At 68.1% G+C, this 25,868-nt stretch carries 13 protein-coding genes; 9 read left to right on the top strand and 4 right to left on the bottom strand.

What is annotated here, in order from left to right:
• Positions 1-37: 37 nt before the first annotated feature.
• Positions 38-805 (top strand): ABC transporter ATP-binding protein, encoded by a 768-nt coding sequence (locus tag A3ES_RS0118375; RefSeq protein WP_020388304.1) that lies wholly within the window; start codon positions 38-40, stop codon positions 803-805.
• Positions 805-2,784 carry an FtsX-like permease family protein gene (locus A3ES_RS0118370; RefSeq protein WP_020388303.1) on the top strand — a complete coding sequence of 660 codons (1,980 nt, stop codon included), beginning with the start codon at positions 805-807 and terminating at the stop codon, positions 2,782-2,784. The genes A3ES_RS0118375 and A3ES_RS0118370 overlap by 1 nt, the downstream gene beginning before the upstream one ends.
• On the opposite strand, the gene A3ES_RS0118365 is transcribed toward A3ES_RS0118370, so the two are convergent.
• The 3 genes from A3ES_RS0118365 to A3ES_RS47540 are packed head-to-tail and all read right to left on the bottom strand — an operon-like array spanning position 2,775 to position 15,706.
• Complete coding sequence (locus tag A3ES_RS0118365; RefSeq protein WP_020388302.1) at positions 2,775-3,278, bottom strand: hypothetical protein; 504 nt, start codon at positions 3,276-3,278, stop codon at positions 2,775-2,777. The genes A3ES_RS0118370 and A3ES_RS0118365 overlap by 10 nt on opposite strands.
• Complete coding sequence (locus A3ES_RS0118360) at positions 3,275-8,968, bottom strand: RHS repeat-associated core domain-containing protein (protein WP_020388301.1); 5,694 nt, start codon at positions 8,966-8,968, stop codon at positions 3,275-3,277. Before A3ES_RS0118360 ends, A3ES_RS0118365 begins: the two co-directional genes overlap by 4 nt.
• A gap of 15 nt (positions 8,969-8,983) precedes the next feature.
• Entirely contained in the window at positions 8,984-15,706 is a 6,723-nt protein-coding gene (locus tag A3ES_RS47540) for a LamG domain-containing protein (protein WP_169501782.1), read from the bottom strand.
• Between the two features lie 414 nt (positions 15,707-16,120).
• Between A3ES_RS47540 and A3ES_RS0118350 the strand changes: the two genes are divergently transcribed.
• The 6 genes from A3ES_RS0118350 (at position 16,121) to glnII (ending at position 23,627) form a co-directional block, all read left to right on the top strand.
• Positions 16,121-18,571: a DNA gyrase/topoisomerase IV subunit A gene (locus A3ES_RS0118350; protein ID WP_020388299.1), complete on the top strand. Its 2,451-nt coding sequence runs from the start codon at positions 16,121-16,123 to the stop codon at positions 18,569-18,571.
• 4 nt (positions 18,572-18,575) lie between these two features.
• On the top strand, positions 18,576-19,289 hold the full coding sequence (locus A3ES_RS0118345) for an LppX_LprAFG lipoprotein (protein WP_026162979.1): 714 nt from the start codon (positions 18,576-18,578) through the stop codon (positions 19,287-19,289).
• Complete coding sequence (locus tag A3ES_RS0118340) at positions 19,286-20,962, top strand: MFS transporter (protein ID WP_020388297.1); 1,677 nt, start codon at positions 19,286-19,288, stop codon at positions 20,960-20,962. Before A3ES_RS0118345 ends, A3ES_RS0118340 begins: the two co-directional genes overlap by 4 nt.
• Positions 20,963-21,001: 39 nt before the next feature.
• Positions 21,002-21,949 carry a sucrase ferredoxin gene (locus tag A3ES_RS0118335; protein WP_020388296.1) on the top strand — a complete coding sequence of 316 codons (948 nt, stop codon included), beginning with the start codon at positions 21,002-21,004 and terminating at the stop codon, positions 21,947-21,949.
• On the top strand, positions 21,946-22,458 hold the full coding sequence (locus A3ES_RS0118330; protein ID WP_020388295.1) for a beta-class carbonic anhydrase: 513 nt from the start codon (positions 21,946-21,948) through the stop codon (positions 22,456-22,458). Before A3ES_RS0118335 ends, A3ES_RS0118330 begins: the two co-directional genes overlap by 4 nt.
• 149 nt (positions 22,459-22,607) lie before the next feature.
• Positions 22,608-23,627, top strand: a complete 1,020-nt coding sequence (gene glnII, locus A3ES_RS0118325) for a glutamine synthetase GlnII (RefSeq protein ID WP_020388294.1) — start codon at positions 22,608-22,610, stop codon at positions 23,625-23,627.
• Positions 23,628-23,655: 28 nt separating this feature from the next.
• On the opposite strand, the gene A3ES_RS0118320 is transcribed toward glnII, so the two are convergent.
• Complete coding sequence (locus A3ES_RS0118320) at positions 23,656-24,429, bottom strand: carbonic anhydrase (protein WP_020388293.1); 774 nt, start codon at positions 24,427-24,429, stop codon at positions 23,656-23,658.
• A gap of 132 nt (positions 24,430-24,561) precedes the next feature.
• Here A3ES_RS0118320 and A3ES_RS0118315 point away from each other — a divergent pair, with 132 nt between their 5' ends.
• Positions 24,562-25,857 (top strand): C15 family peptidase, encoded by a 1,296-nt coding sequence (locus A3ES_RS0118315; RefSeq protein ID WP_020388292.1) that lies wholly within the window; start codon positions 24,562-24,564, stop codon positions 25,855-25,857.
• Positions 25,858-25,868: the final 11 nt, after the last annotated feature.

Raw genomic sequence — 25,868 nt, 5'->3', positions numbered from 1 at the left:
CAGGGTGCCGGCGGCCCGGCACCGGTTTGCTGGAACCATGACCAGTACCGCGCCGACGCGCCACACCGTCGTACCGACTGAAGCACCCGCCCTGCTGCTGGACGGGATCACCAAGACCTACCGTTCCAAGGCCGGCGCGGTCGAGGCCCTGCGAGGCGTCACCTATCACTTCGTCCGTGGGTCCTTCACGGCCGTCATGGGCGCCTCCGGCTCCGGCAAGTCCACGCTGCTCCAGTGCGCGGCCGGGCTCGACCAGCCGACCACCGGGCACGTCATGCTCGGCGGGACCAGCCTGCACGGACTGACCGAGGTAGCGCTCACCAAGCTGCGACGGGAGCAGATGGGCTTCGTGTTCCAGGCCTACAACCTGCTGCCGTCGCTCACGGTCTATGACAACGTCGCGCTGCCGCTCCGGCTGACCGGCCGGAAGCCCCGCCGTGAGGACGTACATCGCGTGCTCGACCAAGTCGGCCTCGAAGGCAAGGCCAAGCGGCGTCCGGCCGAGCTCTCCGGCGGACAGCAGCAGCGGGTCGCGATCGCCAGGGCCCTGATCACCCAGCCGGCCGTCTTCTTCGCCGACGAGCCGACCGGCGCGCTCGACAGCAGCACCAGCCGGCAGGTTCTCAGCTTGTTGCGCGAGGCAACCGATCGGGCCGGCCAGACGGTTGTCATGGTCACTCACGACCCGGTCGCCGCGGCGTACGCCGAACGCGTGCTGTTCCTGTCGGACGGGCTGGTGGCCGGTTCCCTCGACCACGGCAACCCGGCGCAGATCGCCGCCGCCATGAGCGACCTGGAACGCTGATGTTCTTCCTCAGCCGTCAAACGGTCCACCGCAACCGCTCCCTGTACGCCGGTTCGTTCGTCGCGCTCGCTCTCGGCGTCTTCCTGCTCGGCCTGGCCGCGACGGCCACCGCCGCCACCGTGGCCTACCACGGCCCGGCCGCCGACACCGTGGTCGTCAAGCTGCCGAACGCCGATCCGCCGACCACCGCCCGCGTCGTCCTCTCGGGTGAGGACGCCTCCGGCCTGCAGGTCGTGCTCAGCATGGTCGGCGTGATCAGCGGGTTCATCACGATCTTCGTGATCGCGAGCACCTTTGCCTTCGCGGTCGCCTCGCGGCGTCGCGAGGTCGGCCTGCTGCGCTTGATCGGAGCGACCCCGAGACAGATCAAGCGGATGGTGCTGGGCGAGGCGCTGGTGGTCGCGCTCGCCGCGTCGATCACCGGAGCGATCCTGGCCCAGCTGGCCACTCCCCTGGTACTCGCCAAAGCGTCGTACTCCGAACTGGCGCCGGTGAAGCTCGAACCCGCCAACCCCTGGGTGCCGCTGGCGATCGCGGTCACGGCCGGATTGGTCGTCGCGATGCTCGGAGCGCGGTCGGCGGCACGGCGTGCCGGGCGGATCGGGGCAGTGGACGCGTTGCGCGAGGCCGCGCTCGAGCCGCCGCGGATCGGACCCGTGCGAGTGGTCTTCGGCGTACTCGTCCTGGCCGGGTCCATCGTGCTGCTGGCGCTGATCCGCCCGGGCACCGGCGAGGCGATCTTCCCACTGGCGATGTTCACGCCGATGTTGCTGGTGGTCGCGTTGACGCTGCTAGCGCCGCTCGTCGTCCCGCTGATCGGACGGCTGTGGGCGATACCGCTGGTCGCGTGGACGAGCGTGTCCGGACGGCTGGCCCGAAGCAACGTCGTCGCGGCCCCGCGCCGGAGCGCATCGCTCGCGGCCCCCATCCTGGGGATCTCGGCGATCGCCGGCTCGATGGTGCTCACCCTCAGCTTCGCGGCCGACGCCTCGACGGCGACCATCCGGGAGACCGTTCTCGCACCGATCGTGGTCACCGCGGCAGACGATTCCCCAGACCTCAGAGAGCGCATTCTCAGTACGCCGGGCGTCGCTGTCGCCGACGGCGCGATCCCGCTCAGCCTGATCCGCACCGACCGGGACACCGCCGACCTGGAGGACGCCGAAGGAATCGACCCGGCGATTACCACCCGGACCCGCACGATCACTCCACTGACCGGCGACCTCGGCAAGCTCACCGGCAAGACGGTTGCCATCAGCAAGGAAGTGGCAGGCTTCGGGAACTATCACGTCGGCGACAAGATCGCCGTCACCTTCGCCGACCGGACCTCCGACCAACTCGAGGTGGTCGCGATCGTCAAGGACGCGCTCGACGTGAACCCGTCGCTCTTCGTGCCGACCGAGCTCGCCCGGCAGCATGCTCCGGCCGCGACTCCGACCCGCTGGTTCATCCTCCCCGCGGAGGGTGTGGACGCGGCAGCCCTGACCAAGACGCTCGATGAGCGGCTTGCCGGCACGGGAGCGGACGCAGTACCGGCTGAAGAGTGGGAGCAGGCGCAAAGTGAGGGGATGCGGAAGGCCAACCAGCTCGGGTTGATCCTGCTGCTCGGGCCTGCCGCGTTGTACAGCGCGATCGCGATCGCGAACATCTTGCTGATGGGCAGCCTGCAACGCCGGCACGAGTTCGTCACCGCACGACTGCTCGGCGCAACACCGGCCCAGATCCGCCGAATGGTCCTATGGGAGTCATCTCTGGTCGGCGCGGTCGCCCTGAGCCTGGGAACAGCGATCACCTTGACCGTCGGCCTCCTGATCCGCCACGCGATGACCGTCGGCCTCACAGACGTCCCGATCACAGTCCCGTGGGTGACCCTGCTCAGCATCGGCACCATCTGCCTGCTGCTGGCGATCGGGGCGGCGCTACTCCCAACCGCAGTAATCCTGCGCCACACCCGACCATCAGCCGCCCTTCAATCCTGACCCAACCGCCGCCTGGTCTCCCGAACCAGCTCCATCAACTCCGGGTCGATCACCGCCAACACCTCACCATGCCCCGCCTTCTCCAGCATGCGAATCACCCGGTCATCAATGGCCTCCCACCGGAAGTCCCCCTCAACCTCGGAGATCACCCGGCGCAACACCGCCAACGCCCTCACCACCACATCCCGCTGTCCCTCGGCCAACGCCGGCACGAGCACTGAGGCGCAGGTAAGATCAGCCAGCTCGCCGTAGCTCGCGGGGGTCAGGAATCGGTGGTGCTGCGCCGCGGCCGCCAACTCTTTCCCGGCCTGCGCAGCCAACGCCGACCGGGACTCCGGCACCACCATCCACAAGAGATCCGCGAGTTCACTTCCCAGGCTCCACTGCATCCTGCCCGTGCTGACCCGCTCGGCGTCCTCTCGCTCCCACTGTGCCGGGTCGAGCGCGTAGGCCGCGGGGCTGTTCGGCCCGACCCGGATCCTGTCATCCGTCATCCGTGCAGATCCATCCCGTAGAAGGGCGTCGCCATTCCGCCAGGGCCGCACATGATCCCCAACGGGTCGGCGACCGAACACGTCCCCGCGACAATCTTGTCAGGCACGCTGGCCCCCGGCGTGGTCGCGATCCGCCCGAGATCGATGGCGCCCGGCACGACCGAGAGTGCGCCCATCCCCCGCGCAAGTCCCTGAGCCGCCGGGCCCTGCACCTGATGCCACTTGGGCTTGTTGCCCTTAGTCACTCCGTTGGGGGTGTACTTGGCCTTCGAGATGTGCCGGAAGGCAGCGTTTTCGTTGACCTTCCGCATGATGTTCTTGAAGCTCGTCCCCTGGGCGGGGTTCTCGATGAATCTGCGGGTCTGCACCCCGGCACTGTCCTCGTGGTTCAGAGCGCCCCAGAGTTCTCTGCCGTCCTTGATGGCGTGGTAGCGCTCGATCGCTGTCAGCTCACCGCGGCCGGTCTTTCTGGCGATGTCGTCTTCCTCCAGGAGCTCCACCAGCCGCTTGAGGTCCCCGAGTCCGGACTCCGAGTGCCACTTTCCCTTGGTGTCGCGGCCGGTGAGCAACTCGTTGCGGATGGCATCGGCAGTCTTGCCACTGCCGGTCCAGTCGGCGTCGCCGGCTGCTGGGTAGATGTGGGCATAGATCGACAGCAGCTTCTGGTTCTTGATCCCCTTCGGAACAGTGGCTTTGGCCTTCTTCGGGATGTCCGGCTGGACTTCCACTGACAGCGGCCTGGGCGCGGGTTTGCACGAGCAGTTGCCGTTGACGGCGACCTCGGTGCAGTCCTCCGAACCGCAGAACTTCTCGCCGGTCGGGTCGGAGAAGGTGATCGGGCTGTTGTTCGAGTAGGCGTAGCCCTGCATCTGCTGCGGATCCGACAGATCCATGATCGGATCGGCCGAGATGAACCGGCCGGTGTCCAGTTCGTACTCGCGCGCCCCGAGGTGGGTCAGACCGGTGGTCGGGTCGTTGGTGCCGCCGACGAATCCCTTCTCATCCGGCCATGCCACGGCCGCGCCACGTGCTGTGCCGAAGGGGGTCTGGCGACGCTTCGTCACCGCCTGGGTCTCGGCGCTGATGCTGACCTGCGCGGTGCCCTGGTGGTCGCCGGAAAGCCAGCTGAGACCGGCGCCGGTGCGGACGGCGATCACCGAACCGGCATGGTCGTAGTAACGGGTGGCCGTGACCGTGCCGGATGCGCGGTCGAGTTTCAGCTCCTGCCCCGACAGCGACAGCGTGACCGTGGCAGGGTCGCGCCGGATGACGCGGTTGCCCTGGTTGTCGTACAGGAAGCTGGTCTTGCGGCCGGCCTTGTCCGTGACCTCCGACAGGCGTCCCTCGACGTTCCACTCGAGTTGGTCATCGCGACCCGCGACCTTGCGGGACGTGGTGTTGCCGAGTGCGTCGTACCCATAGCTGTCGGTGCGAGTGCCCGACGGTCCGGTGGTGGCAACCGTCGTGAGCGAGTGCGGACGGTCCGCTCCCGCCGCCGGGTAGGTGTACTGGCGGGTGATGTCGCCGCCTGCCGCATGCTGCTTCTCGGTCAGCCGGTTACCCGACTGGTCGTAGCTGAAGGAATGCCAGTACGGCGCGGCTCCGCTGAGCGACTCGGTCGCCGGCTCTGCCTCGCAGCCGGACGCAGGAGTCCATGCCTCCGTCAGTCGCCGGAGGTAGTCGTACCGGAAGCACTGGACATCGTCGACCTGGTCTTGCGGAGTATCCGCGATCGACGTGATGTTGCCGATCGCGTCGCGGGTGTACCGGATGTCGGCTTGCATCGGCCGGCTCACTTCGGCGTCCACGATCTTCCGGTTCAACTGCCGCGTGTTGTCGTCGTAGTAGTACGACAGCCAGGCCCTCTGAGTGCCCTCGCCGAGATGTACTCGCTGGATCTCGCCGTACCGGGTGTAGTCGGTGTTGAGTGCGTATTCGATGGTCGAGCCACTGGGCCCGCCGTAGGTTCGCAGGGCACGCCCGGAATCGTCGTAGGTGTGGATGAGGGTTTCGGCCGGTAGATCTCCCGCGGCCGGATAGGTAGTGCTCGCTTGGCTCCCGTCGACGTTGTACTTGCTCGTCGTCGTGTAGGTGCCCGCGAGCCCACCCTCCTCCTCCGGAATGGTGACTCTGGTCTGCAGCGGCTGGTTGAGCGCGTTGTACGACGTCACGGCGCTCTGATACGCCGTGCCGGCGACATACCGGGTCTCGGTCGCGGCCTGCCCCTTGCCGAAGCCGGCGGTGTCGTAGGTCCACTCGGACAGGACGGTGTCGCCAGTGCGTACCGACACTTTCCGGCCCAGAACGTCGTAGCTGTTGGTCAGCGTGACGCCACGGGCATCGGTCTGCGTGATGAGTTGGCCTACGGCGTCGTACGTCATGGTCGCGATGCCCTTGTCGGGGTCATCCACCTTCGTTTGGCGCCCGGCCAGGTCGTAGTCGTACGTCCAGGTGCTGCCTGCCGGGTTGCGAACCGAGGCGAGCTTGCCTGCCCGGCTGTACGTGTAGCTGGTCGAGTCGAACGCACCGGTCGGCGTCGCTGCCTTGTACTGGCGGAGTTCAGTGGTCTGGCCGTCCGCGTTCGCGAACTTGCTGGTCGGGGTGCCGCCGGCGGGCGGGGTGACATCGACCCGGTCGCCGCCGTACCGGGTACTGGCGCGCCACTTCTCGTTCGTACCGCCCTGGTAGATCTGCTCCACCGGACGGCCGGCGCCGTCGTACTGGGTCACCGTGAGACCGGGGACCTCCGCATCGCTCGCGGTCCACAGCTGGTCATCGACAGCGGCGTCGTTGAAGTACGGCTGAGTGGATTTGTGGACCCGGCCCTGTGAGTCGTAGCGGGTGTCGTTGAGCAACCGTCCACCGCCCGGAGCCGGCGACTGGATCTGCCGGGCTCTCAGCAGGCCGTCGTACAGGGTGTTGGAGGTGGTGTACTTGCCGGTCGGGCCGAGCTTGCTGGTGCTGACGACCGAGGGAGCATTGCTGCGGATCGCATAGCTGATCCGCTGGTTGCCGGTCGGGTTCGCGCTGCGCGGCCGGTTGGGGAGCCAGACCTCGACTACGCGGCCCAGGGCGTCGTACGCCGTTTCGGCTTTTCGCTGGTTCGCGTCGATGCTCGTGATCGCTACGCCCCAGGCAGGGTCGAGAACGTCGGTCATCGTGTGGCCGGCGGCGTTTGTCGAGATCGTCTGGGTGACTGCGCCGCCGGTTGCCGGGGTGTAGGCGAGCTTGGAGGTCGCACCGAGGACGTCCGTCTTGGTGAGTTCGCGCCCGTAGACGTCGAAGGTGCGAGTCGCAGTGGTGATGTAGACGGGGCCTGCGGCGGGGTGCCGGTCCAGCTTTTCTGACTTGGTGGCGTTGCCGGTCGCGTCGAAGGTGGTGAGGACGTCGGACAGCGCATCGGCCGGGTACGCCGGGGTGGCATCGCAGGCGACCGTGACCGACTGGACCCGCGACGGAAGACTCAGCAGCCACTTGTCGGTGTTACGGGCGTACGTGGTCCGGGTGCACTTGTCGTCATCGGCGCGGGTGAGGTCGCCGAGATCGTTGGTCTCGGTCGGGAGGCCGCGGTCGTCGTACTTCGTGGTGGCCTTGGTCTTGAGCCAGCCGCGGTTGTTGTCGAGCGCGGTGTAGTTGGTGCTGCTGCCCTGGCCGACGATGTAGGACTTGAAGTCGCCGCGGGTGGCGGTCGGGCCTTGCCAGACCGGTTGGGAGATGGACTTGCTGACGACGGTGTCGCTGTCGCCGAGGTACTTGATGGTCTCCAGTGGCGAGCCGTTGAGCCAGTCGTGGTCGGGGTGGCTGCCGCCCTCGGAGTCGGTGACGTTGGCGACGCGCTTGCCGGTCGGCAGGTGATCGTCATTCATGCCGCGGTAGAAGCGCTGCTCCGTCATGGTGACCGGGCCGGACGGGTCGTTCGGTACGCCGCTGCGGATCCGGACTCGGCCGTAGCCGCGGTAGTCGTTCCAGGTCTTCTTGTCGGCCGGAGTGAACTCCGAGTCGTCGTAGTGCCAGGCGGCGCCGTCGAGGTACTCGTAGCTGGTCTGCTGCTGCGGATTGGCACTGATCCGGTCGGACTGCACCACCGAGGCGACGACGTACTTGTTGAAGTAGTCGGTGCGCTCGGCGAAGTTCTTCCTGGTCCACCGGACCGGGAAGCAGCGTTTGGTGTTCGTCTCGGGGTTGGTGGGCGCGGACAGGCAGTCCGGTGCCGCGTAGTTGATCGAGGTGAAACCGCCGGCCTCGGACACGATGCCGGTGATCCGGTAGCGGATGATCGGCGACAGATTGTCGGCCTGGTACACCCGGTTGGCGAGCTTGGCGCCTTCGAAGGTGACCGGGTCCATCGTGATCGGCGTAGCGCCGGCCAGGCCGCGGTGGGTGATCGACTTCAGCCAGAGCGCCGCCTTCTCGCCGTCGCCCGGGTCGGGGAACTGGTGGTTGAGGGTCCAGCGGTCGACCTCGCCGAAGCCCGCCTCACGGCGCACGCTGGTGGTCACCGAGGCAAGCCGCTTGGTGGTCCAGAAGGTCGGCGCGTAGTTGTCCTTGCAGGTCGCGGCGCACTGCTCGTCCAGCGGGACGTCCGGGAAGTTGTCCTTCTTGTCCAGCGTGCAGGTGCTGCCCGGAACACAACGGTCAGCCACCGCGAAGTCGACCCGGCCGGTCGGCGCAGCTTCCACCGACTCGTTGAGCCCGTACTCGATCGAGGACAGGTAGCCGCCCCGCACGTAGGGCACAGCGGTGTCCTTGACGTTCATGCCGTACGTGCTCGTCTCCGGCACGTAGTTGTAGAGCATCACGTTGCCGTGCCGGTCGACGACCTTGTCGAGCTGCCAGCGCCAGGCCTGCGTACAAGACGACTGCTCGAAGGTGTTGCCGTGGCAGGGCTCGCCGGTGTCGTCACCGAACACCGGGACGGTCCAGGTGGACTTCGACTCCTTCCGCGAGCCGAAGTAGTACTGCGTACCGCCGGTGTCGGTGATGCGCCAGTACTCCTTGTCGCCGTCACCGTTGTCCGCGCCGAACAGCCGCTCCACCCGGGAGCCGTCATCCTGCTTGGCGCGCCAGCCGTTCGCACCGAGGATCAGCTGGCCGCCACCGCCGCTGTAGGCGGCCGTGGCGTTGTCCGAGCGCCAGCACAGGTCCGGCGTGTTCTGCCCCTTGGTGCTGCCTTCCTTGTCGTCCGCGCAGCCGGAGTACGAGCGCTCGATGAACCCTGGCTCCAGTGACCAGCCGTCGCCGGCCCAGGAGGCCTGGTTGTTGGTCGCACTGGTCCGCCCGTCGACCGTCGAACTCGAGTACGACAAGGCGAGATTGGGCTGGAGCCCGCCCGGCGCAGGCGGCACCCGCAGCGGGTAGGACCAGCTGAAGTCGCCGGACTGCGCCGAGACCGCCCAGGTCGCCGACTGCGACAAGGACGTCGCCTTCGAGGTTCCAGAGCCTTCTTTCGGAGCAGCGGACGTCGCCTGGTCGCCGTGCAACTGATTGCTGGTCGCCTGGTCCTCAGGGCGCGAGGTCATCGACTGCTTGGTCGACGGTACCGACGTTGTGTTCGGCAACGGCACGGAGGGGCCGCTGGTCGCAGCCGCGACCGTAGGGGTGGCGACTGTCGTCGTCAGGGTTGCCGTCAGCACCAGCGCGGCCAGTACGGCCGCGGGTTTGCGGGCAGGACGAACTAGGGATCTACGCATCAGAGTCCTCTGCACTCAGGAGAACGTGGGGGTGACGGTGGGCAGGCCGGTGAGGGTGTAGCCGAGCGTCCGCTCGACCGGGAATCCCTCACAGGTGGGCGAGAGCGACACGAAGCGCTGCCCGTTGAAGTTGCAGCGGACGACCGGCGTACTGGCCTGACCCTGCGGCGCCTGAGTCCAGACGTTGCCGAGCCTGCCGAGCGCGGTCTTGCCCTCGCAGTCAGCCTGGTCCGACAGGAAGTTGTCGATGCCGTCGCGGCAGGAGTACACCGGTTGGGTGCCCGGAACATCGGTCACCTTCGTGAGCCAGCCCTGCGCGCCCTCGTACCGGTAGCCGGCCGGCGGGCCGTCGGCCGTGGTCGTGTGGTCGATCGCGGTCGTGCTGTAGTAGCGGGCCATCCGCGCATAGGCCAGCGCGTATCCGGCCAGCTCCACCTTGGTGCCGCCCTCACACGCCGCGTCGAGCGAGTCGAAGCTGCTCGTGCCCTGCTTGCAGCGGTACACCGGCTGGACCGGTACGTTCGTCGGCCGGACGGTGTAGATCAGGCCTCCTTCGACCAGCGAGGTCGTGTTCTGCCCTGCTGGGACTGGCGCCCCGAGCGACCGCTCGTAGCGATAGCCAGGACGTACGACCGCAGAAGTGACCGCCGTGTACCTCTCACCGGTCGAGTCGTTCACGAAGCGACCCAGTTGCCCCTCGGCCGGCCTCGGGTAGCCGGCCCGCATCGCGAGTTCAGCGTCGGGAACCATGCCCAGATCCGCCCGGACCTCGTCGAGCTGACCAGTGAAGAAGTCGCCCGCGACCCCGTTCACCTTGGCCCGGCCGATGCTGAACGAGCCCCACTTCTCCGGCAACGCAACGTCGCTGAGCGTGCCCGTCAATGCGCCGTTCAGGTAGAGCCGCAGCTGGCGAGCCGCGTAGTCGTGGACACCGGCGACGTGGGTCCACTGTCCTGCGACGGCGGGCTGATTCGACACGGCGTACCGCGACTGCGCGCCGTCCTCGTCACCACTCGGCGCACCGAAGACCCACTTGCCCAGTGCCGGCCGGTACTGCAGCACGAAGCTGCTTATCTGGTCGCCATCCTGGCCGAGCACGGTCGCGATCTTGTCGGTGCGGTCGAGCTTGGCCCACGCGGACACCGTGAAGCTGTCCTGCGGCTGAGCTGCCCACCACTGCGTGGTGATCGCCGACGAGCCGTCGAGCTGCAACGCCTTACCGGCGATCGGGCTGGCCGGGTACGACGCCGTACCGGCCAAGGTGCTGGCGTTGGTCCGCCAGGACCAGTCCCGCGGGGAGTCGTCGTCGAAGCGCCAGGAACCCATGTTCGGGTAGCCGACGTCGTCATGCACCTTGCGCATCTCGCCGTCGGACAGCGCCCGGGTGAAGACTCGTACGTCGTCGATACCGCGTGGAAAGAAGTCCACCGCGCCGCCGTTCCACTTGGCCCGGCCGATCGTGGTCGGACCGGTAGCAGCCAGCGGAGTCACGCCAACCTGGGCAGCCGACAGCACACCATTCACGTACAGCTTTAGCTGCTTGGAGTCCGGCCGAGCGTCGTACACCATCGCCACGTGGGTCCAGTGGTTCGCCCGGGCCTTCTGCGCGGACGTTAGGACGATGTTGTCCAGCGGGTCGTCCTTGTCACCGGATGGTACGACGGCAGCCCACTTGCCGGACTGACCGTTGTACTGCAGCAGGAAGCCACTCACCCGGTTGCCGTCCTGCGCCAGGATCGTCCGGTTCCCCTGGTCCGTCTGGGTCAGGTAGACCCACGCTCCCGCGGAGAAGCTCTTGGTCGTGTCGATCACCGAAGCCGCGGTCTCGGCGTACCCGCTGGTGCCGTCGAACCACGCACCGACCCCTTGGCGCCCGGGGATCCAGCCGCTGCCGCCCTTCATAGTCGCGGTCTTGCCGTGACCGGACGAGTCAACGCCGACCGTGCCCTTGTCATCGTCGAACTTCCAGTACGCCGCCGTGTCGGTCGGCAGCACCGGAGTACCACCGCCCTGCTTCGGGTACGACGCGACGAGACTCTCGATCCGGGACTTGTCCAGCGCACCGACGTACAGGCGGACGTCATCGATCGCACCGGGCCAGTACTCCGCAGCATCGTTTGCGACGCGACCCCGTCCGAGTTGCAGCCCACCGGCGGCCGCCCAGGGTCTCTGGAGTGTGCCGTCGTCCTGACGGGTCGCGTTCACGTACAGCCAGAGCTGGTGGGCCTTGGCGTCATACACGCCGACCAGGTGCACCCACTGGTTCACGTCCGACTCCGTCGCGGAGACCGACGCCTTCGTGACCGTTCCGTCGGCCTCGGGCATCTCGAACGTCCAGGCACCGAGCTGGTTGTTGTCGGTGTCGCGGACATGGCCCAGCCGGAACTTGCTGGTGGCGCCACCGTCGAGGCTGACCGCAGTGGTGCGGCAGACCAGATTCGAGCCGAGGTCGCACAGCTCACGCAGCTTGACCCAGGAGGAGACCGTGAAGCTCTTCGCGGTGTCGACGTCGACACCGGCCGTGCTGACCGCGTCGCTCGTGCCGTTGAAGTTCAGCGCGTTGCCCAGCCGGCCCGGCACCCGGGTAGGCCCGGCGAGCGTGCCGACGCGGGCACCGACGGCGTCAGCCGCCGTCGGTCCACTCGGTTCGTCCAGCCGCCAGTTGTGGGCCAGCGACAAATCGCGGCCGGCCATCGTCTGGATCTCGTCGGCAAACAGCATCCGGTTGTAGACGGCGACGTCGTCGATCGCACCCGGGAACGGATCCACCACCGCACCGGTCGACCAGGTCGCCCGGCCGAGCCGCATGATCGGTTCACTCTGGATGCCGGCGTGCCGGTAGTCCTGCGTGCCGGCGACCACACCGTTGACATGCAGCGAGAGTTGGCCGGCCGATGCGTCGTACACGGCAGCCAGGTGGGTCCAGACGCCGACCTGTGGCGCGGGACCGGCCGCCCGGGTCTCAGTGCAGTTCATGTTCGCGTCGCAACTGCGCATCACGACGACCCAGCGCTTGTCCCAGGACACGTGCAGGTTGAAGACGCTCAGCCGGCCGGCGTCCTGCGAGACCACCGACGCATGCTTGGCGTCCGCGTCGAGCTTGGCCCAGGCTGCCACCGAGAAGCTGTTCCGCAGGTCCGGGAGTGGGCTCGGCGCTGCCAGGTGGGCGCCGTTGCCGATCAGCTTGAGAGCGAGATCGGAATCGGCCGGAACATTCGTCTGGCCACCGGTCCAGGCCGGTCCGCCGATCAGTTCGCCGGTCAGCGCCGGGGTCCGGCCGGAGCTGTCGGCCGGGTTGCCGTCCAGCTTCCAGTTCGCCACCGTGACGTTGCTTCGGGCAACGATGCCGGCGAGCTCGGACTCGGACAGCTCGCGGCTGTAGGCCCGGACGTCATCGACCAGGCCCTTCCACGGGTTGGTCTGGCCGCCCTCCCACTTACCTCGCCCGACGGTCAGCGGACCGGTCGCGTTGAAGCCGTTGTTCTGGGCCGTCGTACCGGCGTGCTTGCCGTTCACATACAGCCGCATCTGGTGCGCGGGAGCGTCGTACACGGCGGCCAGATGGGTCCAGGTGTTCAGCTGCGCGGCGACGTCGGAGCGCACCATCGCGTCGCCAGGCCTGGGCACGGTCTTGTCTTCCGACGGCATGTGCAGCTCCCACTTGCCGCCGTCCAGCGCGCGGTAGCCGAGGAAGAAGGCGCTGTTGACGGTGCCTTCGGCCGACAGCGCCGTGCGGTTGTTCCCGTCCGACGGCGCCTCGGCCAGGTTGACCCAGGCGGCGGTGGTGAAGCTCTGGTCGGTCCGGACAACCGGGCCGCCGGAGGCGAAGTCCGCGGGGTCGCCGCCGGGCAGCCGCAGGCCGCCGCCGAGCGCGCCGCCCGAGGTACCGGTGAACGCCGCGCGTCCGGTCAGCAGCAGATCCACGCCGCCGTCCACGTCGTTGCGGGCGGTCTGGCCGGCGAGTTCGTCGAATTTCCACTGACCGGTCCGGACGTTGTCACGGCCGACCGAGGACCGCACCTCGGTGTCGCTGAGCACCCGGTCGAAGACCTGGACCTCGTCGATCGCGCCGAGCCACGGATTGCCGACGACACCGTTCCACTTCTCCCGGCCGACCGTGAGCGGTCCGGCCGCGTGCCACGGGACGAAGTCCGCCGGCAGTTGGGTGTCGCCGACCTTGACACCGTTCAGGTACAACCGGACCCGGTTGGCCGGCCGGTCGAACACACCGGTCACCTGGGTCCAGACGCCACGCTGCAGGGCAGGGCCCTCGGTACCGCGAGCGGCGGGGTTGTCCTGGTCTGCGCTGACAAGCATGAAGGTGGTCTTCTTCGTGTCACCCCGGTAGTTGAGGTAGAAGCCACTCGCCCGGTTGCCCTGCTGGGAGGCGATGGCCATCCCTCGGGTATCCGACTGCGACTCCGGTTTGACCCACGCCGAGACGCTGAAGCTGTTGTCGGTCCGGGCGGCACTCGGTGCGGCGAAGTAGTCGTTCACCCCGTCGAGCCTGAGCGCGCTGCCGACCGCACCGGGACCATACGTCGGCGCGCCTTGCAGCGTGCCGTCCTTGTCGCCGAGGTAGGCCTCGTCAGTGGTGCTGCCGTTGAGCGGGTACTGGCTGAGCGCGCCGTTGCCGGCCCGGACGTAGATGTGGAGGGTCTTGATCGCGCTCTTGTTACCGGCCCGGTCGACGGACTGCACGAACAGGTCCTGCGGCCCGTCGACTGTCGGGACGAAGTCGAAGCTCGCCGAGCCGCCGAGGCCACTCGCCTCGGCTCGCGTGTTCGGCGGGTTCACCGTGCCCCACAGGTAGTGGTCGACATCCTTGGTGCCCTCGTCCGGCAGGTCCTTCTCGGTCCGCTCGACGGTGAACGTGCCCGGTACGCCGACGCCGCCGTGCCACCGGTTGTCCTCGCGATACAGCGACCCGGTCACCTTCGGCATCGAGCTGGGCGGGGTCTTGTCGACGACGAAGGGCCCCGGTCCGCGGACATACAGGCTGGAGTCGAGCAGGTGGCCGTTGTTCTCGTCGTGGTCCCAGCCGCGCACGTACCAGTCGATGGTCGCGCCGTCCGTCAGCTGGGCAGTCGTGTCGTGCCGCGCGCCTGAGCCCTGCGTGCCGCCGAACCGGCTGTCCACGACGCCATTGGTCCAGATGTCCCACTGCGGCTGGACCGAGTTGTTGTCGGGATCCGACAAGTTCGCCTTGAGGCTGATCGTGTTGCCGCTGAAGTAGGTCTTGCCCGCGCACCACTTGCACGGCGCCGGCAGGGTCGGGTCAGTGGCCAGGTCGTACGGGTTGTTGGGGGCCGTGTTGAAGCGGACCCGCAGCTTGGTCGCGGCCGGGTCGTACTTCCGCCAGAAGCTGCTGTCGGTCTCGCTGCCGGCCTCGATGTAGTAGGTCGAGAGGCCGCCGGTACTGATCGCGCTCCCCGGTACCGGGAAGTGGACCTCCTTCCAGCCGCCGCAGCCGCCGGCCGAGTTTGCCCGCGGTACGTCGACACCGGACAGGTGAGATCCGCCCGGCTTGTTGTTCCAGGTCGTTCCGCTGCCGACGGCCGAGCTTCCGTACAGGTTGTGCCGGCTGTCCGTGCAGTTGCCGCTGTGCACGACCGCGCTGTCGAGCGTGCCGCCCATGATCCGCTTGCCCTGCAGGAAGCCCCAGGCGCCGGTGTCGAACTGGAAATAGGACCGGGCCACGCCGATACCGTTGCAGCCGCTGAAGTTGCAGTAGCCGACCTGGGCGACGTTGTTGCCACCCGGGCTCGTGTTCGGGTACGCCGTACCGCCGTTGCCCGAGACCACCGAGGTCCAGTAGGTCTTCTCGTAGGTCCGCCAGTCCGGGTCGATCGTCACCGGGTAGACGGTCTTCGGGCCGCGCAGCAGCGCCAGATCCGGGATCAGTGTCAGCGACTTCGCATCCACCTTGACGCCCGCGACCGCCTTACCGCTGCCGGCGTCCCACATGGCCGACGGCGGAGCGGTGAAAGCGACCGCACCCTTGGCATCAAGGGCTTCCAGGCCGCCGCCTGTGGTGGTGCGGATCGTCAGGTTCTTGGTGGTCAGCCCGAGCCGGATCTTGTCCAGGGCGGGGTTCTTCGCCGCTACCGCGGTCTTGACCACGAGGTGCTGGGTGTAGCCGGTCGCGGTGGCCCTGAGGATCAGGTCGGTGCCGGGCAGGACCTCGGCGTACGTCGCGGTGTCGCCGCTCACCTTCGGCGTCGGCAGAGCACCCGGCCAGGTCAGTGCGAGCCGCTTGCCGTCCTTGCCGTAGCTCACCATCGGGAGTTCCGAACCGCCGCCGCTGAAGGCGAGATCGACCGTCGCCGACTTCGGCACCAGGGCGCCATCGGTACGGCGTACCAGGCCGGTCTCGATCGCCGTCCAGGTGTCGCCCTTCTTGGCCCGGACCGGGACGGCGCTGATCTCGAGGTTCAGTTCGCCGTTCGGCTGAGCGACCACGGTGCGCGTCTCGGTGCGGAGCGCCGACACCTCGACCGGTGTGCCTTGCCGGGTCGCGGCCGCGCGGGCCTGCGCCTCGTTCGGCGCGACCTTCACCTTCGGCGTCGTGGCCTTGGCCGGTGGTTTGGGGGGCTGCCCGGCGGGCAGCTTGGCTACCTGCTGACCGGCGCCTACCGCGGTGGCCGCGCCCAGCGGCAGCGTGACCGCTGTCAGCGTCAGCACGATCGAGCCGGTCAAGCCCTTCGCCCACCGGCTCATGGCATACCTCGAACGCATCGGTGTCCTCCCCAACGACTGCGGGTAGCGCACAGCACTCCCCCAACTCCCCATGACGTGACCGGTCGGCCATCAGTGGACGAATTACGCCAGCCGAAGGGCCCTGAAAGCCAACGCTTAGAGGACCGTCTAAGCGTCAGGCGCTGCCCCAGCGGACGAACGGTTAGAGGCTGGTCTAAGCGAGCACCGAAGAGCCCGTGTCCGAGCGACGATCCCCCCGCCGGTCCAGGAGGGACCGAGGTTCCGCCCCGCGATCAGCGGGGCGGAACACCCCGTACGGCGTACTCCGGGTGCTCAAATCCGGCGGACACCCGGGTCGGTGCTGGGCTCAGGTCCCCTCTGCGGTGACAATGGGCCCCAGCCGCCAAGCAACTCGCTCGTGAGTTGCTGTCACCGAGGAGCCCGCAGACCCGCATGGCACGCCGTACCAGCAGCACCGCCGAACCCGAGGACTTCGAGGAGCACATCCTCGATGTCGACGTCTCCGACGAGATGCGCAGCAGCTTCCTGGAATACGCCTACTCGGTGATCTACTCCCGGGCCCTGCCCGACGCCCGGGACGGCCTGAAACCGGTCCAGCGCCGGATCCTGTTCTCGATGGCGGAGAACAACATCCGCCCCGACCGCGGTCACGTGAAGAGCGCCCGCGTCGTCGGTGAGGTGATGGGTAAGTACCACCCGCACGGCGACGGCGCGATCTACGACGCCCTGGTCCGGACCGCGCAGCCCTGGTCGATGCGGCTGCCGCTGATCGACGGCCACGGAAACTTTGGATCTCTGGACGATGGTCCGGCTGCGATGCGATACACCGAGTGCCGGATGGCGCCGTCCGCGGTCGCGATGACGAACGGCCTGGACGAGAACGTCGTCGACTTCAAGCCGAACTACGACGGCCGCGAAGAAGAGCCGGCCGTGCTGCCGTCCGCCTTCCCGAACCTGCTGGTCAACGGCGCCGCCGGGATCGCGGTCGGGATGGCCACCAACATGGCCCCGCACAACCTGGTCGAGGTGATCCAGGCCCTGCGGCACCTGATCAAGTCGCCGGCTGCCGACATCGACGACCTGATGCGCTTCATCCCCGGTCCGGACCTGCCGACCGGCGGCAAGATCGTCGGGCTGGAAGGCATCAGGGACGCCTACCTGAACGGCCGCGGCAGCTTCAAGATGCGCGCCACCGCCCGGATCGAGAACGTCACCCCCCGGCGCAAGGGCATCGTCGTCACCGAACTGCCCTACACGGTCGGCCCGGAGAAGGTGATCGAGAAGATCAAGACGCTGGTCCAGGCCAAGAAGCTGCAGGGCATCGCCGACGTCAAGGACCTGACCGACCGGGCCCACGGCACCCAGCTGGTGATCGAGGTCAAGAACGGCTTCGTCCCCGAGGCGCTGCTCGAGCAGCTCTACAAGATGACGCCGCTGGAGGACTCGTTCTCCATCAACGCGGTCTGCCTGGTCGACGGCCAGCCGCGCACGCTCGGGCTGAAGGAACTGCTCGAGGTCTACCTCGGCCACCGCTACGACGTCACCCGCCGGCGCAGCGAGTTCCGCCGGAAGAAGGCGCAGGACCGGCTGCACATCGTCGACGGTCTGCTGGTCGCGATCCTCGACATCGACGAGGTCATCCAGATCATCCGGTCCAGCGACGACGCGGCCGCGGCCCGGACCCGGTTGATGGACATCTACGACCTGACCGAGATCCAGACCAACTACATCCTGGACATGCCGCTGCGCCGGCTGACCAAGTTCTCCAAGCTGGAGCTGGAGACCGAGAAGGCCGAGCTCGAGCGCGAGATCGAGAAGCTGACCGCGATCCTCGAGGACGAGTCGCTGCTGAAGAAGATCGTCTCCGACGAGCTCGCCGACGTCGCCAAGACGTACGGCACCCCGCGGCGTACGGTCCTGCTGGAGTCTTCCGGCGCGACCAAGACCGCGGCCGTACCGCTCGAGGTCACCGACGACCCGTGCTGGGTGCTGCTGAGCTCCACCGGCCTGCTGGCCCGCACCAACGGCGTGGAGCCGTTCGGCCCCGGCGAGGACAGGGCCAAGCACGACGCGATCGTGTCCGCGATCAAGAGCACCGCCCGCGGACAGTACGGCCTCGTCACCAGCGCCGGCCGGCTGATCCGGCTGGAGTCGCTCGACCTGCCCGCGGTACCGACGACCGCCAGCGCGCCGAACCTGCAAGGCGGCGCACCGGTCCCGGAGTTCATCTCGCTGGAGCCGGGCGAGAAGGCCCTGGCCCTCACCACGATGGACCCGGACTCCATCGGCCTCGCCCTCGGTACTGCGACCGGCGTCGTCAAGCGGGTCACCCCGGACCACCTGAGCAACCGTGACTCGTGGGAGATCATCCGCCTCACCGACGGCGACCAGGTCGTCGGCGCGGTCGAGCTGACCACGGGCGAAGAGGAACTCTGCTTCATCACCAGCGACGCACAGCTCCTGCACTACAGCGCCTCAGCTGTCCGACCACAAGGCCGTACTGCGGGCGGCATGGCCGGTGTGCGCCTGACGACCGGAGCGAAGGTGACCTACTTCGGTGCGGTGGAGCCGGGCAAGGAGGCGCACGTCCTGACCATCTCCGGCTCGTCCTCGGCGCTGCCGGGCACCGAGGTCGGCGCGGTCAAGGTGACGCCCTTCAGTGAGTACCCGAGCAAGGGCCGGGCGACCGGTGGCGTCCGCTGCCACCGGCTGCTCAAGGGCGAGGACGGGCTGCTGCTCGCCTTCGTCGGAGCGGCCCCGATCAAGGCCAGCGCCAACAGTGGCGCCCCGGTCGACCTTCCCCCGCTGGACCCCCGCCGCGACGGTTCCGGCGTACCGGTGGCTCAGCCGATCGCGGCCGGTGCCGCAGACCTGGCAGGCTGAGTACATGAAGAGACTGCTCGCGCTCAGCGCGGCAATGGTGCTGGCTGTGTCACTGGCCAGTTGCAGCGACGACAAGAAGACCGACGGCGGCGACGGCAAGAAGGGCGACGACCCGGTCGCTCTGCTGACGGACGTCAAGAAGACGATCGACGAAGCCGCCAGCGTGCACCTCGTGATCACCGGGCGGGACCTGCCTGACTCCGGCCAGGTGCTGGCCAGCGGTGACGGCGTCGCCACCCACGCCCCGGCGTTCAAGGGCAAGCTGACGGTCCGCTCCTCCGGCTCGCCGATCGATGCCGAGGTGATCGCGGTCGGCAGCAAGGTCTACGCGAAGCTGCCGTTCACCCCGAGCTTCATCGAGCTGCCCCCGTCGCAGCTGGCCGGTCTGGGCGCGCCCGACCCGGCCATCCTGCTCGATCCGAACAAGGGCTTGACGTCGGTGCTGCCGACGCTGAAGGATCCCAAGATCAAGGGTGAGACCCGGGAAGGCTCGAAGGTCCTCACCGAGGTCACCGGTGCCGTCCAGGGCAAGACGCTGCAGGGCATCTTCCCGAAGGCACCGGCCGACCAGGACTTCCCGAGCACCTTCAAGATCGACAAGGACACCAAGCAACTCGTGTCCGCGACGATCACCGGCCCGTACTACGACGGCGCCACCAGCAGCTATGACGTCACCCTCGACAAGTACGGCGAGCAGGTAGTGATCACCAAGCCGTGAGCGCCAGCCCTCGGACGCGGCTGACCCTGGCGTCAGTCGCGGTCGCCTTCGCGGCGGCCGACACGTACGTCGTCGTACTGGCGTTGCCCGACATGATGGCCGGGGTCGGCCTGTCCGCGGATCAACTGCAGCGGGCAGCCCCGATCGTGTCGGGCTTCCTGCTCGGCTACATCGCCGTACTCCCGCTGATCGGCCGCATCGCCGACGTGGTCGGCCGGACGCCTGTACTGGTCGGCGCGCTGATCCTCTTCGCAGTGGGCTCGCTGATCACGGCCGGCGCCTACGACCTGTCGTTGGTGGTCACCGGGCGATTCCTGCAAGGTGTCGGCGGTGGTGGTCTCGTCCCGGCGACCCTTGCCCTGGTCGCCGACCTCTGGCCCGCTGAGAGGCGAGGACTCCCACTAGGTGTGGTGGGAGCAGTCCAAGAGCTGGGGTCGGTGCTAGGGCCGCTCCTGGGTGCTGCTGTGCTCGCCATCGCCGACTGGCGCTACATCTTCTGGCTGAACCTCACTGTCGCCGTAGTACTCGCGCTACTCCTTCGCGGCCTCCAACGACCACCCCTGTCGGCTGCAGTCGGATTACTGGCCTGCATAGCCCTCGGCCTCACCCTGACGGCACCAGACCGACTCGCGAACGGGATCACGCTCGGCCTGCCGTTTGTGCCGTTCAGTGGCGAGTCCCGGCTCCTGACGCCTATCGGTGTCGTCACACTCGTGCTGCTCGTCCTGTGGCTGGCGCTGATCCTCTTCAAGAGCCGGGCGAGCCTTGCCGACTTGGTGAAGAAGGTGGACCTGGTCGGCGCCCTTCTGCTCGCAGTGGCGTTAGCGGGCGTCGTACTGGCCTTTGCTACAGCTGACCCCGAGCGGGAGGTGATGGCACCGGCCGGTCCCTGGCTACTGGTCGCCGCTGCGGTCTTCGCTGTCGCCTTCGCCCTGTGGCAGCGCCGTACTGCGCAAGCGATCATCCCGCCAGGCCTGCTCGGCGCCAGACCGGCCTGGGGCTCCCTAGTGGTCAGCTTCCTGGTCGGAGCTGCCCTGATCGCAGCACTGGTCGACGTCCCCGTCTTCGCCCGTACTACGCAAAGCGGCGGCCAGCTCGCTGCGGCGCTGGTCCTGCTGCGGTTCCTGGTCGCGTTGCCGATCGGTGCTGTCATCGGTGGCTGGCTGACGCGCCGGTACGGCCTGGGCCTCATCACCGGCGTCGGACTGGCCCTGGCCGGAGCCATGTTCGTCCTGATGGCCTTCTGGGACAAGGACGCGCTCAAGCACGCACCCGCCACGATCACTCTGCTCGTGTGCGGTTTCGGCTTCGGGCTCGCCCTCTCGCCGGTCAACACGGCGATCCTCGGCGCCACCCGGCCGGACAGCCATGGGCTGGTCAGCGCCCTCATCGTCGTGGCCCGGATGGTCGGCATGCTCGTCGGCGTCTCAGCCCTGACCGCGATCGGGCTGCGTCGCTACTACACGATCGTCGATGACATTGCGTCACCGAACGAACTCTGTCCGGCGAACCCCGGATCGTGCCGGCCGTTCGTCGACGCGCTCCGCGAGGCGGGCATTTCACAAGTGCACACGATCTTCGCCGGGGCGGCGATCTGCGCCTTCGCGGCGGCCGTGGCGGCCCTCCTGCTGCTCGGGCGACGGCCCGCCGAGGCCGAGGCTGTCCACAGGTGATGGTGGTCATGGGGACCGGCTGTCTGCTCGCGTAACGTGATGGCTGTGAGCGCGACAAACGAGGCGATCGGCAGGCCGGGCCTTTGCTCGACCATCTGCCGAGAGCTGCAAGAGCCGATGCCGGGTACGGCGGTTGTCGCCACCGGCTGGCTGGTCGTCGAGCAGCCGGGTCCGTGGGGACGCAAGGCTGAGACGGAGAGCCATCTCGATCCGGAGTTCGGGGCCAGGATCGACGCCGACGCGAAGAAAGCGGACCTGCGCTTCGGGCTGATCCGCTCCCCCGGCCGGCACGCCGACGCAGTACCGCGATCACATCAGGTGTACGTCGCCAGCACGGTGCCGGGCCGGACGTGGTTGCTGGGCGGCTGTGTCGATGACCCGAAGAAGCTCGCCGAGCTGGACCTCGAAGCTGTCAGTCGTGGCGACCGTGCGGGCGCCGTCAGGTCGCTGCCCGAGCTTGCGCCGGTCACCGAGCCGGTGCTGCTGGTCTGCACGAACGGCAAGCGCGACGAGTGCTGTGCGCTGCTCGGGCGGCCGATCGTCAATGCTCTGGCTGCTCTGGCTCCCGGACGGGTGTGGGAGGCGAGCCACCTCGGCGGGCACCGCTTCGCGCCGACCGCTACTCTGCTGCCCGCAGGGATCATGTACGGCCAGCTCGACGTGGAGACGGCCGCAGCCATCCTCGCCGCGGCCGACCGCGGCGAGACCGTACTCGAGAAGCTGCGCGGCCGGTCCACCTGGACCAAGCGCGGCCAGCTCGCCGAGATCACCGTCCGCAACCTCATCGGCGAGGCCGGACTCGACGCCCTGAGCGTCGTGGCGGAAGACCTGGAGACCGTCACGGTCAAACATCTCGACGGCCGGAGCTGGACCGTCGAGGTGACCAGCGAGTCCGCCGATCCACCCCGCCCGGAGTCTTGCGGAAAGGAACCCTTCGCCATGTCGATCCTGCGTGCCGCAAATGTCACCCCAGGAGCACCGCGATGACCGCCGAGCCTCAACTCACCGGGTTCGAGGACCTGCTGGCCGCGAACGCCGACTACACCAAGAACTTCCAGTACAGCGGGTTCGACGGCATCGCCCACGCCGGCATCGGCGTCGTCACCTGTATGGACTCCCGGATCCCGCCGCTGGAGCTGCTCGGCCTCAAGCCGGGTGACGCGAAGGTACTGCGCAGCGCCGGCGCCCGGGTCACCGAGCTGACGCTGACCGGCCTGGTCCTCGGCGTGCAACTGCTCGGCGTCCGCCGGATCATGGTCATCCCGCACACTCGCTGCGCGATGGCGGCGATGACCGAGGACGAGATGCGCGCGAAGGTCGAGCGCGCCGCCGGCAAACCGGCCGGCTACCTCCCGCTGAACGTCATCCCCGACCAGCTCGAGGCCCTGCGCCGCGACGTCGCCGCGGTCCGCGAACACCCCCTGATCGGCGACGAGATCCTCGTCGGCGGCTTCATGTACGACGTCGACAACGGCAAGCTCACCCAGGTCAGCTGAACGCGATAACAGCCCCTGTGCTGCCCGGAGAGGGGCGTGTAACACGCTGTTCACAAATGGGCAACAGGTCCGTAATTGCTGCTTGACACTGTCGACATCGGCCGGTTCAGGAACACCTGAGGGGACGGCCTCGATGAAGGGACAGACGGTTGACCTACAAGGCCGAGTACATCTGGATCGACGGTACCGAGCCGAGCGCGCGGCTTCGCTCGAAGACGCGGATCCTCGCCGACGGCGAAGCGCTGCCGGAGTGGGGTTTCGACGGTTCGAGCACCAACCAGGCACCGGGTGACAACTCGGACTGCGTACTCAAGCCGGTCTTCTCGTGTCCCGACCCGATCCGCGGCGGCGCCCACTTGCTGGTGCTGTGCGAGGTCTACCTCGTCGACGGCACCCCGCACCCGACCAACCACCGGGCCAAGCTGCTCCCGATCGCCGAACAGTACGCCGAGCAGGATTCCTGGTTCGGCATCGAGCAGGAGTACACCTTCTTCCAGGAGGGACGCCCGCTCGGCTTCCCGGCCGTCGGCTTCCCCGCCCCGCAGGGCCCGTACTACTGCGGCGTCGGCGCCGACGAGGTCTACGGCCGCGAGATCGTCGAGAAGCACCTGGACGCCTGCATCGAGGCCGGCCTGAAGGTCTCCGGCATCAACGCCGAGGTGATGCCCGGCCAGTGGGAGTTCCAGATCGGCCCGGTCGGTCCGGTCGACGTCGCCGACCACCTGTGGGTGGCCCGCTGGCTGCTCTACCGCATCGCCGAGGAGTTCGACGTCGCCGCGACCCTGGACGCCAAGCCGGCCAAGGGTGACTGGAACGGCGCCGGTGCGCACACCAACTTCTCCACCCGGGCCATGCGCGAGGGCTACGACGCGATCATCACCGCCTGCGAGTCGCTCGGTGCCCCGGGCAAGGTCGACGAGCACATCGCCGGCTACGGCCACGGCATCGAAGAGCGCCTGACCGGCGCCCACGAGACCGCACCGCACGACGTCTACAGCTACGGCGTCTCCGACCGCGGCGCCTCGGTCCGGATCCCCTGGCAGGTCGAGGTGGACAAGAAGGGCTACATCGAGGACCGCCGCCCCAACGCCAACATCGACCCCTACAACGTCACCCGCCTCCTGGTGAACACCTGCTGCGCCGCCCTGGAAAAGGCCGGCCAGGTCTGACCACGGCACCTCGACACCGGCCGGGTCCTCAGGAGAAGAGGACCTTGCCGGTGTCGAGTTCGTAGTACGCGCCGACGAGTTTGACCTTGCCGGCCTTCTCCAGCGGGCCGATGACGGTGGACTTGCGGAGTTGGGCGAGGACCAGGTCGACGTTGGCGTGTACCGCGTTGGCGAGGCGGTCGCCGGCATGGCCCGCGACCTGTCTCACCGCTGGGGACAGCGCCTCGACGAGGTAGCCGATCTCGCCTTCGGCTTCGGAGTGCTTCGCGTCGACCGCTTTGATGGTGGCGTCGAGCGCGCCACACCGCTGATGACCAAGCACCACCAGCAGCGGTGTACCGAGCTCGGCGATGCCGAACTCCAGGCTGCCGGTCACTGAGTGATCGAGTACGCCGCCCGCACTGCGAACGACGACGAGGTCGCCCAGGCCACGGTCGAAGACGAGCTCGATCGGGACCCGTGAGTCGACGCAGCCGAGCACGGTCGCGAACGGATGCTGCGACTTGCTGACTGCGACTCGGCGTTCGGTGCCCTCGTCGGTGTGCAGGGCATGGTTGGCGGCGAACCGGTCGTTGCCCTCCCGCAGCCGCTGCAAGGCCTGCTCGCCGGTCCTGATCGCCGGCTCGGTCTCTGGCGCACCGACCGGCTCGACGGTCGCCGGAGGCTGAGTACCGCCGCTCTCGGCGCCGGGCTGGTCACTGGCGGCGCAGGCGGTCAAGGCCGAGGCGCCGAGCGTCGTACCCAGTGCTGCGGTCGCTGCGGTGGTCAGGAAGCGGCGGCGTGATGTGGCGGGATCGGTCACAGATTGCTCCTCACGAGACACGTGGCGTTGGGGCGGCGCCACTCCCGACGGTAGCGGTCTGCATACTGTCTGCCATAGACAATCCTGTTCGGATCTCTCGGCGTGGGGCCCAAGATCTGATAGACAACGCGTATGAGACTCCGCCCAAGCTCTCTTCCACGCTTCGTCCTGGTCGGCGCGCTGGCTCTTGCCACCGCCCTGACCGCCGCTCCGTCGGCGACGGCGCTGCCGCTGACCGACCAGTCCTGTTTCGACACCGGCGTGACCGGCACGGTCGAGGAGCAGCGCCTCGACAACGGCATCGCCGGCGGCCCGTCGGTACCGGCCGAGATCCTGGCCCGGTCCGGCTTCAATCGCCAGGTCGAGGCGTTCAGCAGGCTGCTCTGCGCAGTACCGAGCCGTGCCGCGAGCGCTCTCGTCCGCGTCCAGGGCGAGGTGCTCTGGCGTACCGCGACCCACCGTGCCCAGCACCCGCAGACGGCGCCTGCTCTGCCGTCCTCCGACGACCGCGGCCTCTACTGGGCCCGCATCTCGATGGCACTCGCGCTACGCCAGTGGCAACCCGACTTCGGCCTCGGTACGGCGGAACGCGCCGAGCTGATCCGGAGCCTGGAGTACTCCTCCCGCGGGATCACCAGCACCCGGTTCTCCCCCGGCGTACGGAAGATCCTGGTCACCGGGTTCGACCCGTTCACGCTGGATGCCGACATCCGGATCGGCAACCCGTCGGGCGCGAACGCGCTCACCCTCGACGGTCGGCGCTGGAAGGTGAACGGCAAGACCTACGAGATCCAGACGATGGTCTTCCCGGTTCGCTACACGGACTTCGACGAGAACATGGTCGAGAACGCGCTGAAGCCGCACTACCAGGGCGGACCCCAGCACGCGGACATGGTGATGACCGTCAGCCAGGGCCGGGTCGGGATCTTCGACCTGGAGGCGTTCAACGGCCGCCGCCGCTCCGTCAGCTCGATCGGTGACAACAACAACCTCTGGGGTGGCGGCACGATCAACGCGCCGGTCGTCTCGCCGAGCATGCCGGCCGGGCCCGAGTGGCTGACCGCGAGCCTGCCGATGGCCCGGATGTCCGGCGCGCCGGTGCCGGCCCAGTTCCGGACCAGGGTCAACACCTCGGTGCTGGAGATCCCAGCAGGCGAGACCACGCCGGTACGCCGTCCCGATGGCCCGACTCCTGGCTCGATCGCCTCCGAAGGCGCCGGCGGCGGCTACCTCAGCAACGAGATCGCCTACCGCAACACCCTCCAGCGCGACCTACTCGACCCGTCGATGCCGGCCGGCCATCTGCACGTCCCGGTTCTGCGATTCGACGTCAGCAACACGACCGCGATCACCGACCCGACGTACGAGACCAATCGCGACCAGATCATCCAGGGCGCCCACTCAGTACTGCGAACCGCCCTCGGCTGAAACTCTGCAGA

The organism is Kribbella catacumbae DSM 19601, assembly GCF_000372465.1.
Taxonomy (GTDB): Bacteria; Actinomycetota; Actinomycetes; order Propionibacteriales; family Kribbellaceae; genus Kribbella; species Kribbella catacumbae.
Note: the sequence above shows the minus strand (reverse complement) of the source record. Positions and strands in the feature narration are given on the sequence as shown.